The sequence below is a fragment of the Zoogloea oleivorans genome, from assembly GCF_008107625.1.
In the GTDB taxonomy this organism is placed as follows: domain Bacteria; phylum Pseudomonadota; class Gammaproteobacteria; order Burkholderiales; family Rhodocyclaceae; genus Zoogloea; species Zoogloea oleivorans.
In genome coordinates this window covers 182,445-195,434 of sequence record NZ_SDKK01000007.1, presented here as the reverse complement: position 1 = coordinate 195,434, position 12,990 = coordinate 182,445, and the positions used below count along the sequence as shown (strand labels likewise).

General features: G+C 62.1%; 10 protein-coding genes. 3 read left to right on the top strand and 7 right to left on the bottom strand.

Features of this window, described 5'->3' with window-relative positions; genetic code table 11:
* Positions 1–4: 4 nt before the first annotated feature.
* From ETQ85_RS09230 to ETQ85_RS09220, 3 genes are all read left to right on the top strand, one after another.
* Positions 5–1,012 (top strand): sulfate ABC transporter substrate-binding protein, encoded by a 1,008-nt coding sequence (locus ETQ85_RS09230; protein ID WP_148578749.1) that lies wholly within the window; start codon positions 5–7, stop codon positions 1,010–1,012.
* A 305-nt stretch (positions 1,013–1,317) separates the two neighbouring features.
* Positions 1,318–2,391 (top strand): acyltransferase family protein, encoded by a 1,074-nt coding sequence (locus ETQ85_RS09225; RefSeq protein WP_148578748.1) that lies wholly within the window; start codon positions 1,318–1,320, stop codon positions 2,389–2,391.
* Positions 2,392–2,815: 424 nt separating this feature from the next.
* A complete protein-coding gene (locus tag ETQ85_RS09220; protein ID WP_222862113.1) occupies positions 2,816–5,926 on the top strand; it encodes an ABC transporter substrate-binding protein in 3,111 nt (1,036 codons plus the stop codon).
* On the opposite strand, the gene ETQ85_RS09215 is transcribed toward ETQ85_RS09220, so the two are convergent.
* From ETQ85_RS09215 to glnT, 7 genes are all read right to left on the bottom strand, one after another.
* Positions 5,923–7,104: a methyltransferase gene (locus tag ETQ85_RS09215; RefSeq protein ID WP_148578746.1), complete on the bottom strand. Its 1,182-nt coding sequence runs from the start codon at positions 7,102–7,104 to the stop codon at positions 5,923–5,925. The two genes, ETQ85_RS09220 and ETQ85_RS09215, sit on opposite strands and share 4 nt — an antisense overlap.
* Before the next feature lie 55 nt (positions 7,105–7,159).
* Complete coding sequence (gene folB / locus ETQ85_RS09210) at positions 7,160–7,603, bottom strand: dihydroneopterin aldolase (RefSeq protein WP_187394652.1); 444 nt, start codon at positions 7,601–7,603, stop codon at positions 7,160–7,162.
* A 1-nt stretch (position 7,604) separates the two neighbouring features.
* Complete coding sequence (folD, locus tag ETQ85_RS09205; protein ID WP_148578744.1) at positions 7,605–8,510, bottom strand: bifunctional methylenetetrahydrofolate dehydrogenase/methenyltetrahydrofolate cyclohydrolase FolD; 906 nt, start codon at positions 8,508–8,510, stop codon at positions 7,605–7,607.
* 121 nt (positions 8,511–8,631) lie between these two features.
* Positions 8,632–9,993: an FMN-binding glutamate synthase family protein gene (locus ETQ85_RS09200; RefSeq protein WP_148578743.1), complete on the bottom strand. Its 1,362-nt coding sequence runs from the start codon at positions 9,991–9,993 to the stop codon at positions 8,632–8,634.
* 22 nt (positions 9,994–10,015) lie between these two features.
* Entirely contained in the window at positions 10,016–10,705 is a 690-nt protein-coding gene (locus ETQ85_RS09195) for a GltB/FmdC/FwdC-like GXGXG domain-containing protein (protein ID WP_148578742.1), read from the bottom strand.
* Positions 10,693–11,601, bottom strand: coding sequence for a class II glutamine amidotransferase domain-containing protein (locus ETQ85_RS09190; RefSeq protein ID WP_148578741.1), 909 nt, complete (start codon positions 11,599–11,601; stop codon positions 10,693–10,695). Before ETQ85_RS09190 ends, ETQ85_RS09195 begins: the two co-directional genes overlap by 13 nt.
* A gap of 35 nt (positions 11,602–11,636) precedes the next feature.
* Complete coding sequence (glnT, locus tag ETQ85_RS09185; RefSeq protein WP_148578740.1) at positions 11,637–12,965, bottom strand: type III glutamate--ammonia ligase; 1,329 nt, start codon at positions 12,963–12,965, stop codon at positions 11,637–11,639.
* Positions 12,966–12,990: the final 25 nt, after the last annotated feature.

Here is a 12,990-nt window from a genome sequence, read left to right as displayed (position 1 = left end):
TCTCATGAAATCCCGTCTTGCTCGTCGTTCCCTTGTTTCCCTGGCGCTCGTCCTCGGTTTTTCCAGTCTGGCCCAGGCGGACGTGACGCTGCTCAACGTTTCCTACGATCCGACCCGCGAGCTTTACCAGGATTACAACGCCGCCTTCGCCAAGTACTGGAAGGCCAAGAACAATGAAGTCGTCACCTTCAAGGCTTCCCACGGTGGTTCGGGCAAGCAGGCCCGCGCCGTCATCGACGGCCTCGAAGCCGACGTGGTGACCCTGGCCCTGGCCAGCGACGTCGATGCGCTGCACGACAACGGCAAGCTGATTCCGGCCGACTGGCAGAAGCGTCTGCCGCACAACGCCTCGCCCTACACCTCGACCATCGTGTTCCTGGTGCGCAAGGGCAACCCGAAGGGCATCAAGGACTGGAACGATCTGGTCAAGCCGGGCGTCGAGGTGATCACCCCGAACCCCAAGACCTCCGGCGGCGCGCGCTGGAACTACCTGGCCGCGTGGGGTTACTCGCTCAAGCAGCCGGGCGGCAATGACGCCACCGCCAAGGACTTCGTCAAGAAGCTCTTCGCCAACGTCAAGGTGCTCGACTCCGGCGCCCGTGGCTCCACCACCACTTTTGCCGAGCGCGGCATCGGCGACGTGCTGATCGCCTGGGAAAATGAAGCCTACCTGGCCGTCAAGGAGCTGGGTCCGGACAAGTTCGACATCGTCACCCCGTCGCTGTCGATTCTGGCCGAGCCGCCGGTGAGCGTGGTGGACAAGGTGGTCGACAAGCGCGGCACCCGCAAGGTGGCCACCGCTTACCTCGAATACCTGTACTCGCCCGAAGGCCAGGAGATCGCCGGCAAGAACTACTACCGCCCGATCGACCCGAAGATCGCCGCCAAGTACGCCAGGCAGTTCGCCCCGGTCAAGTTGTTCACCATCGACGCCGTGTTTGGTGGCTGGGCCAAGACCCAGAAGGCCCACTTTGCCGACGGCGGGGTGTTCGACCAGATCAGCGTCAAGTAAGCATCGGGCACGCTCCGGCCACGGTGCTGCTGTCGCTCGCCAATGGCCGGCTGGCGACGCTCATCGGAGGCCTCTGATAAACATGGCGGGCTGGGGCACTCACCGGGGCAGGGTATTCCGGTGAAGATCTGATTTTCAGGACAGCTGCAGCTTACGCCGCGGCCCGTTTGTACTTTTTGTCACCATTTTATAACTGCTTTATAACCGGTTTGGAACCGGTGACAACGTACGCTTCTCGATAAGCGCAGGCTATTACCGGTGTTGTTTGCCGTAGGCGCTCCCGTCAGGGTATCGAGGAGGTCGCCTTGTCTGAAAAAATAAAATCCTTGCAAATGCTGCGGGCCATCGCGGCTTGGATGGTGGTGTATCACCATTTCATGCAATTGTTTTTTGGCCTCGACGTGGACGGGTTCTCGCTGGGCGCTTTATTCGTGCGCTATGGTGGGTTCGGCGTAGACCTGTTTTTTGTCCTGAGCGGATTCGTCATGTTTTCGGCGGTGAACAAAGGCCACGTCAGCGCTTGCCGGTTCGCCGTCGGCCGGGTTTTTCGTATTGTGCCGGCCTACTGGTTTCACACCCTGCTTGTTGTTGCTGGGATCAGTCTGTTTCCGCAAGGCTTCAGCTATACGGACTACAACCTGGGCAGCCTGCTGAAGTCGCTGTTCTTCATTCCCGTCTCGAACCCGTCGGGGCTCGGTGTCTATCCGTTGTTGACGGTCGGCTGGACCCTTGATTTCGAGATGTTTTTCTATATGGCACTGGCTGTCTGCCTGTTGATCAGTCAACGCTGGGGGCTACTGCTCTGTTTTGTGCTGCTGGGTACCTTGCCCTTTGTCTTTCCGGGGGGGTATGCCTTCTCGCCAGTGCTGTCCAGCAAGTTGCTGTACGAGTTCCTGATCGGTTTTGTGCTGGCCTTGCTGACGGGTAACAGGGGCTTCGCCGAATGGTCGCAGCGATATGCCTATTCTCTGGGTGGCTTTTTGCTGATTGTCGGACTGCTCTGCATGGCGATCCATCAATGGGCATTTATCTACCGGTTTACGGCTGCTGGTTCGCTGGTACTGGCGGCGCTTGTCCTTGAGTCGCGCATCAATCCCCAGGCGATACTGGTCAAGGCGCTGGTCAGGCTGGGCGACGCCTCGTATTCGACCTATCTGGTCCACATAATCGTGATTTGTGTTGCGCTCCAGTTGTTTGGCAAGGCGCCTGCGGGCTTGCTGATGGTTTTCATCCTTGCATTGGTGACCATGCTTGTTTGTGTGCTGTCGCTGTGGAGTTACAGATATGTGGAGAGTAATTCCTGGGTGATGCGCCTGCAGAAGCTGTTCATGGCCCGGATTTCCCGGCCGAAGGGTGTGCTGCACGTCAGCATCGAGTAGGAGCCCTGGCGGCGGGAGGCTGGCTGATAAAATCAGTTTTTCGACTCGTATTTCGTATCGTTTATTTTTCCTTACCTCGTCAATAGGCTCGCATTGGCGTCCGAAGCACGAGAGTCGGCAATTTTTATTGATATGACGTGTTTTTCGACTCCTGTCTTGTGCCGGGTCAGGGTGTGGGTCAAACGTAGCGAATTGTTGAAGCTCAAGACGGATGTGGGCTGGCCGTCCTTGCAGGGAGACCCATCAGCCTCTTGTCTGCATCGATTTCAGTCAAATATAGAAAAAGTGCGAAATTACCAGTCCGGTGTTTTCAGGGCTTCCGGCCGTCTCCCCGGGTCTGTAAATGGGGTAATGTATGGGTGGGTTTCAACCAGAAAAATATTCTCCAGCCTACGTTCCACCCATGACGAGAATGAGAAATTTGGTGCTGCGTGTAGTCATGGCTGCCGCCGCCTTCCTGCTGGCAGCCTATTCCTACGCTGGCGAAGCCATCGATCTGCAGTTGCGGTGGCATCACCAATTCCAGTTTGCCGGCTACTACGCTGCCGTAGAAAAGGGTTTCTACCAGGACGAGGGGGTGCAGGTCACTCTGCATGCCGGCGGCACGGAACACCAGCCCGCCAGTGAAGTCCTGGCCGGACGCGCCCAGTATGGTGTGGGTAACAGTGAAGTTCTTTTTGAACGGCTGAAGGGCAAGCCGATTGTCGCCCTGGCCGCCATTTTTCAGCATTCTGCCTCGGTATTGCTGACACGCAAGGACTCAAACATCACGTCGGTACATGGTCTCGTCGGCAAGAAAGCCATGCTGATGAACCTGACCGAAGATGCCGATTTGCTGGCCATGTTCCTCAAGGAAGGCATTTCCCTTTCGCAGGTTCATATCGTTCCCAGCAGTTACAAGCTGAATGACCTTATTTCCGGAAAGGTCGATGCGTTCAATTCATACAGAACGAACGAGCCGTATTTCCTGAAGCAGCGCAATGTGCCGTTCAATACCATTGATCCAAGCGATTACGGGGTGGATTTCTACAGTGATATTCTATTCACTTCCGAAGCCGAGCTGAATAGTAACCCCGAGCGTGTGGAGGCCGTGCGTCGTGCCACGCTGAAGGGCTGGCACTATGCCATGGCACATCCTGACGAAATCATCGACTTGCTGATCAGCAAGTACAAGGTGGAGAAGACACGGGAGCATCTGGCATTTGAAGCTGCCGAAATGCAAAAGCTGGTTCTTCCCGATCTGGTCGAAATCGGTCATATGAATCCGGGGCGCTGGCAGCATATGGCCGACGTCTTTGTCAAAGCCGGGCTGGTCAAACCGAATTATTCCCTGGATGGCTTCATTTACGACGGGGGTGGCAAACACCTGCCCGAGTGGTTGTTGCCGGTACTGATTGCCGCGCTGGTCGTGCTTGCTGCTGTTTCCTTGGCAACGTATTACCTGTTGCGCCTGAATCGCCGCATCGCCAGCACCCAGGGCACGCTTCGGGAGAGTGAAGGGCGGCTGCGTCTTGCGCTTTCCGCCGCTCGCCAGGGGTGGTTCGAGCTGGATCTGCAGACCGGGGAAGTCCTCACCAGTGACGAGTATCCGCGAATTCTGGGTTATACCCCGGAGGAGTTCCGGACCAGTCTGGCGGAGTGGAAAAATAGTGTTCATCCGGATGACAGCGATGCGCTGAATGCAGCGTTTCGCAAATGCCTGGCTGACGGCGGTCCGGAGACCATGGAATACCGCCGGAAGACCAGGGACGGAGGCTGGGTGTGGCTCAAGTCAGTGGGCAAGATTTCCGTGTGGGGGGCACAGCACCAGCCATTGAAAATGATTGGCATGCACACCGATATCAGTGACCGCAAGAAGGATGAGCTCGAACTGGGCCAGTATCGCATCCACCTGGAAAAGCTGGTGGAGAAGCGTACGCATGAGCTCGCCCGGGCAACCGAGCAGCTCCGGGTCAGCGAGGAGCGATTCGGCTATGCGCTGCAGGCGACCAATGACGGTGTTTGGGACTGGAACGTTCAAACCAACCGCAGTTACATCAATTCCGCCTACTGTGAAATGCTGGGATATGCGCCAGGCGAGTTGCGCAGTGATATGGAAACGCATTTGCTTGACTTGATTCATTCCGATGATCGGGAGCGCTTTCTCGCGCTGTTACAGCAGCGGCTTGAGCGTATCGGCAGTTATGAGATCGAGTTTCGCCTGCGCTGCAAGGATGGCCGCTACAAATGGATATTGAGCCGCGGCAAGGTTGTCGAGCGGGATGGCGCGGGCCACGTATTGCGGGCTGTTGGCACCCACGTCGATCTTACCGCCCGCAAGGCAACCGAAATGCAGTTGCGCGAAGCCAAGGAGGTGGCGGAATCGGCCAGTCGCGCCAAGAGTGTTTTTCTGGCCAACATGAGCCACGAATTGCGTACGCCGCTCAACGGCATCATGGGGATGACCAGCCTGGCGCTGCGTCAGGCCAGCGATGCCGGTCTGATCAAGAAGCTCAACAAGATTGATCTCGCTTCGAAGCACCTGCTGGCGGTCATCAACGACATTCTCGATATTTCCAAGATCGAAGCGGAACGTTTGTCGCTGGAGCGGATTCCATTCAGGCTGAGTGATCCGCTGGCAAGCCTCATGACGCTGGTCGGGCACAGAATCTCGGAGCAGGGCCTGACGTTCGTTACCGACGTTCCCCTGGATATTGTTGATACGCTGAGACTGGGCGATCCGCTGCGCCTCGGTCAGATACTCCTCAACCTGATGAGCAATGCCATCAAGTTCACCACTCAAGGTTCGATCGTCTTGCGGGTCAGGGAGATGGCGTCTTCGCCGACCGAGGTGCTGTTGCGCTTTGAGGTGAAGGACACCGGGATCGGCGTTTCCGCCGAAGATCAGAAGCGGCTTTTCACGGCCTTCGAGCAGGCCGACAGCTCCATGACCCGAAAGTATGGGGGCACCGGCCTGGGTCTGGCCATCAGCAAGCGACTGGTCTACCTGATGGGAGGCGAGATCGGTATGGAAAGCGAAGCCGGGCAGGGCAGCACCTTCTGGTTCACCGTCCGGCTGAGCAGGGCGACGGAATCCGATGAGCCGGTGCCGGCGTGCACAGGGGCATCTCCCGAAAACCGCCTGAAGGCGGAATACGCGGGTGTGCGCATTTTGCTGGTGGAGGATGAGCCGGTCAGCCAGGAGGTGGCGCGCGAGTTGCTGGAGGATGCGGGCCTCACCGTGGCGGTGGCTGACGATGGCGCCCTGGCACTGGAAATGACGCGGTCCGGTCAATACGACCTGATCCTGATGGACATGCAGATGCCGAATCTCAATGGTGTCGATGCGACGCGCCTGATCCGCACTGTGCATGGCTACGAGCACATCCCGATCGTCGCCATGACGGCCAACGCCTTCAATGAAGACCGCCATGTGTGCCTCGCTGCAGGCATGAATGACCATGTTGCCAAACCTGTAGACCCAGCCAGCCTGTATGAGATCTTGCTCAAGTGGCTGGCGAAGTCACCTGTGCTACAGGTGGCAACCCGGCCCTAATGCGGTCGGCGCCGAGCCAGCACCATCAGGTTGCGCGGGGTCAGCGAGCGGGGGCAAAAGGTGCCGACGTCCACCTCGAAGCCCGCTTCCTCCAGCCCCAGGGCGACATCCATGACCAACCACATCTCCAGCGCCCGGCGAAAGGCGTGGCGTACAAGTTCAAAGCGCCGCACTTCGGCACGTCGGCGTTCACCTGCGGCGAGCCAGTGGGCCCAGTCGACCCCATCGGGCAAGGCCACGCCTTCACGCTGGGCCAGCGACCGGCTGTAAGTGGCGAAGTCTCCTGACAGCCAGATTGCCGGGACTGGCCGAAAAGGCCGGATCTTTTCGCCTTCGAGCGCATTGCGCAAGGCGATGAATGCGAGCTTCCAGGTCTGATCCCTGGCCAGGCGCTGGCGTACGCGCTGTGGTGCGGTAACGGTTTCCGTCACGGCCAGGCGCAGGGTGCTGCCATCCAGTTGCAGGGCGGCGTCGCGGCTTAGCGGGCGATAGCCGTCCTGGGCGCCGCGGTAATAGCAGCAGGGGGCGATGCGATAGCTGTGGGCTCCGTCGTGCGCCGCCGTGCGCACCAGCGAGCGGTGCAGCTCGCCACAGGCGTGCAGTGCCAGAACCGCGTGATCGCGCACATGGGTACGGGAGGCGTCATCGAGGGCGTCGGCACACAGCACCGTTTGGGCAATGCCGGCGCGGGCGGCGAGTCGTGCGGCGTCTTCGCACAGGGCCGGGTCGATTTCCAGCGAACTGACGGGAAGATCGTCGCTGAGGGCCATGCGCCGCCCCAGATGACCCTTGCCGGCGCACCACTCCAGCAGCGGGGCCTGCGCTGCCGGTCCGTGGGCGGCGAAGGCGTCGATCTGTTCGCGTTTGCGGCCGGGGATGAACCAGTCGAAGTGCGCATCGCAGGGCGGCAGTTCGCGGGGCGGCAGTTCGGGAAGGTCGCACAGGGGGCCAAGCAAATGCGCCACCGGCAGACGGGTGGCCAGCCAGGCCCGACAGGCCTCTGGATTTGCAGTGAAGTGTTCGAGCGTGGGTTCATCGAGGCCCAGGATCGCTTCGGCGAGGTCTGGCCAGTGGGTGCACCATTCGGGCCGATGTACGTAGAAGGGCGACGGACGCCACAGGATCTGATGCGCGTTCAGTACCGACTGGAGTTCGAGAAAACGCTCACGATGATTCATGGGTCAGATGGCGGGCCGCATGCCGCGGCAAGTACGAGGGAGGCCCCGACGGGTGTCAAAGGGCCAAGTCCCGCATAGTAAATCCATCCGCCCCCGGAAAGGGCAGGCTGGTTCTTGGGAACTGCGCAACAACAGCGTTGCGCCATTCTCCCACTCGCGTCACCGATACGCGCCTGGCCTTGGGGACTGCCAGGGGCTTGGAGAGGGTCACTGTCGCCCGTTTTACCGGAAAGCATGCGCCCAGCGTGTCGAGCATCGTCTGGCTCAGGTGTTCGAGCAGGTTGAAGTGTCGGCTGGCGAGGAGGTTTTCGAGGCACTGGACGATCTGGTCGTAATCCACCGTGTGGTGGATGTCGTCGCTGCGGGCGGCGAGGGCGCCGTCGATGGTCAGTTGCAGGTCGATTTCCAGCGGCTGGCGGGCGGCGAGTTCGTGGGGGTAGATGCCGATGGAGGCATTGAGGTTGAGGCCTTCGAGGCGGATGAGGCAGTCGTGTTCCATGTCAGGCTCCCTTGAGGACGGGGGCTTCCCAGTCCTGGTAGTCGTCGCTGCCCCGCACATGCAAGGCCCGCTCGGCGGAGCGCAGGGTGTTTTCGATGAGCATGGTGACGGTCATCGGCCCGACGCCGCCTGGCACCGGAGTGATCCAGCTGGCTTTTTCCTTGACGCCCTCGAAATCCACGTCGCCGACGATCTTGCCGTCGGGCAAACGGTTGATGCCCACATCGATGACGATGGCGCCCTGCTTGACCATCTGCGAGACGATCAGCCCGGGCTTGCCGGCGGCGACAATGAGGATGTCGGCGAGGATGGTGTGCTGGGCCAGGTCGCGGGTTTTGGCGTGGCAGATGGTCACCGTGGCCTCGCGTTGCAGCAGCATCAGGGCCATCGGCTTGCCGACAATGTTGCTGGCCCCGACGACGACCACGTTCTTGCCGGCCACGTCGGTGCCGGTGGTGTCGAGCAGGAGTTGCACGCCGTAGGGCGTACAGGGCGGAAAGATGGTGTTGCCGACGACGAGGCCACCGACGTTGTAGAGGTGAAATCCATCCACATCCTTGTGCACCGAGATGGCCTCGAGCACGTTGCGGTTGTCGATGTGGGGCGGCAGCGGCAACTGGATCAGGATGCCGTGCACGGCCGGATCGGCATTGAGGCGGGCGATGGTGGCGAGGACTTCGGCCTCGGCGGCATCGTCGGGCAGGGCGATGTGGAAGGAGCGCACGCCGCACTCCTCGCAAGCCTTGACCTTGTTGCCGACATAGACGCGGGAAGCCGGGTTGTCGCCGACGAGGATGACGGCGAGTCCGGGCTGCAGGCCCTGTTCCACGAGCTTGCCGACACGCTGTTTGAAGCCTTCGCGCAGGCGCTTCGAGAGCGCCTTGCCGTCGATGATCCGGGCTGTCATGGGGTCTCCGTTAGGGGGTAGTCCTGTGGGCCGGACTTCAGTCCGACAAACCCTGCCTGAACACGTGCTGTCGGACTGAAGTCCGACCCACAGGGTCCGACCCACGGGATGGTGTTGAGGCTCAGAAGCCCTTGCCGGGGATCCAGTTGGTGCCGGCCAGCGGGACGCCGGCCATGGCGGCGGCCTCGATGGTGAGGGCGACCAGATCTTCCGGTTCCAGGTGATGCACGTTCTGCTTGCCGCAGGCCCGGGCGATGGTGGTGAGTTCCATGTTCAGGGTCTTGAGGTAGTTCTTCAGGTGGTTGGCAGCCACGGCGGGGTTGAGGCGCTGCTCCAGGATGGCGTCCTGGGTGGTGATACCGACCGGGCACTTGCCGGTGTGGCAGTGGTGGCAGTAGCCGGAGGCGCAGCCCAGCGCGTTGTAGTCGGCCTCGGCGCTATGGTGGGCGCCGTTCTGGAAGTAGGTTTCGCCGTTGCAGCCCAGTGCAATCAGTACGCCCTGGCCGATGGCCACGGCGTCGGCGCCCATCGCCAGCGCCTTGGCCACGTCGGCGCCGGTACGCACGCCGCCGGACACCACCAGCTGGACCTTGCCCTTCATGTCCAGGTCTTCGAGGGCATTGACGGCCTGGCGCACGGCGGCCAGGGTCGGGATGCCGACGTGTTCGATGAAGCAGGTCTGGGTGGCCGCGGTGCCGCCCTGCATGCCATCCACCACGATGACGTCGGCGCCCGAGTGCACGGCCAGCTTGACGTCGTTGAAGGTGCGGGTAGCGCCGACCTTCACGTAGATGGGCTTTTCCCAGTCGGTGATTTCACGCAGCTCCTGGATCTTGATGGCCAGATCGTCGGGGCCGGTCCAGTCGGGGTGACGGCAGGCGGAGCGCTGGTCGATGCCTTCCGGCAGGGTGCGCATGCCGGCCACGCGGGCCGACACCTTCTGGCCGAGCAGCATGCCGCCGCCGCCCGGCTTGGCGCCCTGGCCGATGACCACTTCGATGGCGTCGGCGCGGCGCACGTCGTCGGGGTTGAAGCCGTAGCGGGAGGGCAGGCACTGATAGATCAGGGTCTTGGAAGACTGGCGCTCTTCGGGCGTCATGCCGCCGTCGCCGGTGGTCGTCGAGGTGCCGACTTCGGTGGCGGCGCGGCCGAGGGCTTCCTTCACGTTGGCCGACAGCGAGCCGAAGCTCATGCCGGCGATGGTGATGGGGATTTCCAGCTCGATCGGCTTCTTGGCGAAGCGGGTGCCCAGGAGAGTCTTGGTGATGCACTTCTCCCGGTAGCCTTCGAGCGGGTAGCGCGACATGGACGCGCCGAGGAAGACCAGGTCGTCGAAGTTGGGCAGCTTGCGCTTGGCGCCCATGCCGCGGATTTCGTACAGGCCGTGGGCGGCGGCGTTGCGGATGTAGTCGAGGGTCTTGCGGTCGTAGCCGTAGGATTCCTCGCGGGAGATGTTCTTGAAATGCACGGGTTTCGTTTCCATGATGGGCTCCTCGATTTCCTGATCAATATTCCTGGTTCGCGTCGGCGTTCCAGTGGTAGAGCGAGCGCTTGGAGGCAATCCGCTTGAAGTCCTTGGCGTCGTGGGCGAGGCCGGCCTGATCGAGCAGGCTGGCAACGACGGCTACATCCTCGTCCGTCATCGGCTCGTACTGGGCGTCGGCGCCGAGGGACTTGACGCTGCCCTTCACGTACAGCACCGCTTCGTAGAGCGAATCGCCCAGCGCGTCGCCGGCGTTGCCGCAGATCACCATGCGGCCGGCCTGGGCCATGAAGGCCGAGAAGCTGCCCACCGAGCCGCCGACGACGATGTTGCCGCCCTTCAGCGAGATGCCGCAGCGCAGGCCTGCATCGCCCTCGATGACCAGCAGGCCGCCGTGGGCCGAGGCGCCGGCGCCATTGCTGGCGAAGCCCTTGACGTGCACCTTGCCGCTCATCATGTTCTCGGCCACGCCGGTGCCGGCGCTGCCGGTGATGGTGACGGTGGCCGTCTTGTTCATGCCGCCGGCGTAGTAACCGGCATGGCCGACCACTTCCACCTGGATCGGGCAGTCGAGGCCGACGGCAATGTTGTGGGCACCGTCCGGGTTGAGGACGGTTACGTGGCCGACTTTGCCTTCCTTGGCACCCGTGTGCAGGAAGGTATTGAGCTCCCGCAGGGGCTGTGCGGCCAGGTCGAAGGTCAGGCGTTCCATACGTACATCTCCTCGGGGGCAGGTTCAAAAACGGTGGCGTGCTTGACGCCGGGCAGGTGGGCCAGCGACCGGAATTCGGAGGCGATGGCCACGTAGTCGTCGGTTTCGGCCACTACCGCCGGCTTGCAGGCGAAGGGGTCGCGGATCAGGGCCAGCTTGTCCGGCGTGCCCATCAGGAAGGTGTAGAAGCCGTCGAGCTCCTCGAAACCCTTCTGCAGTGCGGTTTCCAGGTCATCGCCCTCGCGCAGGCGCCATTCCAGGAAGCGGCAGGCGGCTTCGGTGTCGTTGTCGGTCTCGAAGGTGATGCCGCGCGGTTCGAGCATGCGGCGGATGCCGTTGGGGTTGGACAGCGAGCCGTTATGCACCAGGCAGAAGTCTTCGCCGGCGGTGAAGGGGTGGGCGCGGTCCGGCGTCACGGCGGATTCGGTGGCCATCCGGGTGTGGCCGACCAGGTGCGAGCCGGTGAGGCCGGCAAAGCCGTAGCGGGCCGCCACTTCGGCCGGCGTGCCGATGTCCTTGTAGAGGTCGATGCTGCGCCCCGTGGACAGGATGTGCAGCTTGGGGTGGTGCTCCTTGATCCAGCGCTTGACCACCGTGGGGGCGATGTCGAAGCTCAGGATGGCATGGTTGCCCTTCGGTTCCACGGCGGCGGTGACGCCCAGGTGGCCCTTCAGCTCGTGGGTCAGGCCCAGCCAGTTGAAGTCGGCGCCGTCATCGGTGAGGCCGGAGTACAGGCTGATCTTCCGTTCGTTTTCGGCGAGGGGCGTGCTGAACACGGCCAGGCCGGCGGAGTCGGGGCCGCGCTCGGTCATGCCGATGAGCATGGGCACCATCAGCGCGCCGAGTTGTTCCCGCAGGGCCGGTGTCTTCACCAGCAGTCCAACGATTCCACACATGTTGTTTCTCCTTCGTTCAGTCTTTGATTCGTTGCTCAGAAAAATTCCAGGTAGTTCTTGATTTCCCAGTCCGATACGTGGCGCATGTACTCGACCCATTCCATGTGCTTGAGGCGCAGGAACTCGTTGGCGACCGGGCCCAGGGCCTTGCACAGAACGGTGTCCTTCTCGAGAGCGAGGAGGGCTTCGTGGAGGTTCTGGGGCAGGATCTCGATGCCGGCAGCCTTCAGTTCTTCGGGGCTCAGGGCGTAGAGGTTCTGGTTGTGCGGGTCGCCCGGATCGAGGTTGCGCTCGATGCCGTCGAGGCCGGCGGCGATCACCGCGGCGGTGGCCAGGTAGGGGTTGCAGGCGCCGTCGGGCAGGCGCAGTTCGAGCCGGCCGTGGGGGATGCGCACCATCGACGAGCGGTTGTTGTCGCCGTAGCTGATGTAGGCCGGGGCCCAGGTGGCGCCGGTCAGGGAACGGCCGACGACGAGGCGCTTGTAGCTGTTGACCGTCGGGGCGCAGATGGCGGCCAGCGCCGGGGCGTGAGCCAGGATGCCGCCGAGGAACTGGTAGGCCAGCTTCGACAGTTCGAGCCCGTGCTTGTCGCTCTTGTCGGAGAACAGGTTGGTCTTGCCGTCGCCGATGGACATGTGGATGTGCATGCCGTTGCCCGGCCGGTTGGCGAAGGGCTTGGGCATGAAGGAGCAGATCATGCCCAGGTCGTTGGCGATCTCCGAGGCGGCCATCTTGAACAGCAGGTAGTGGTCGGCGGAGGTCAGGCAGTCGGCGAAGGTGTAGTTGATCTCGAACTGGCCGTTGGCGTCCTCGTGGTCGATCTGATAGACGTCCACATCCACCGCCCGCAGGCTGTCGGTGAGGGTTTCGAGAAACTCGCGGTTGCGCGACAGGCCTTTGTAGTCGTAGCAGGGCTTGGGCAGCGTGTCGGTCGGATCGGTCGGGACGATCTGGCCGTTGGCGTCCTTCTTGAGCAGGGAGAATTCCGGCTCCAGCCCGGTGAAGAAGGTGTAGCCCTTGGCGTCGAGACGCTTGATCTGGTTCTTCAGCACCACGCGGGTGTCCAGCGGCCAGGGTTCGCCCTTGACGTGGCCGTCGCAGGCAATGCGGGCATAGCCGGGCTGCCAGGGCACCAGGCACAGGGTGTCGAGGTCACCGATGGCCATGAAGTCCGGCCCGTTGGGCTCGATGCCCATGCCCCACACCGCGAAGCCCGCAAAGCCGGCGCCGGTGGTGAGGATGCTGTCGAAATGGGCTGCGGGAACGGCCTTGGTCTTGGCCGTGCCGTGGATGTCGACGAATTGGGCCAGGACGTACTTGACGTCGTTGTCCGCAAGAAACTGCTTGGCTTCTGTGGGCGTCATTGCCGCTCTCCTGAAGTGGGTTGGG

What these genes read in the sequence shown, in the direction of transcription:
- ETQ85_RS09230 (WP_148578749.1), top strand. Translation starts at nt 5, where the DNA reads ATGAAATCCCGTCTTGCTCGTCGTTCCCTTGTTTCCCTGGCGCTCGTC.
- ETQ85_RS09215 (WP_148578746.1), bottom strand. Translation starts at nt 7,104, where the DNA reads ATGAATCATCGTGAGCGTTTTCTCGAACTCCAGTCGGTACTGAACGCG.
- folB (WP_187394652.1), bottom strand. Translation starts at nt 7,603, where the DNA reads ATGGAACACGACTGCCTCATCCGCCTCGAAGGCCTCAACCTCAATGCC.
- folD (WP_148578744.1), bottom strand. Translation starts at nt 8,510, where the DNA reads ATGACAGCCCGGATCATCGACGGCAAGGCGCTCTCGAAGCGCCTGCGC.
- ETQ85_RS09200 (WP_148578743.1), bottom strand. Translation starts at nt 9,993, where the DNA reads ATGGAAACGAAACCCGTGCATTTCAAGAACATCTCCCGCGAGGAATCC.
- ETQ85_RS09195 (WP_148578742.1), bottom strand. Translation starts at nt 10,705, where the DNA reads ATGGAACGCCTGACCTTCGACCTGGCCGCACAGCCCCTGCGGGAGCTC.
- ETQ85_RS09190 (WP_148578741.1), bottom strand. Translation starts at nt 11,601, where the DNA reads ATGTGTGGAATCGTTGGACTGCTGGTGAAGACACCGGCCCTGCGGGAA.
- glnT (WP_148578740.1), bottom strand. Translation starts at nt 12,965, where the DNA reads ATGACGCCCACAGAAGCCAAGCAGTTTCTTGCGGACAACGACGTCAAG.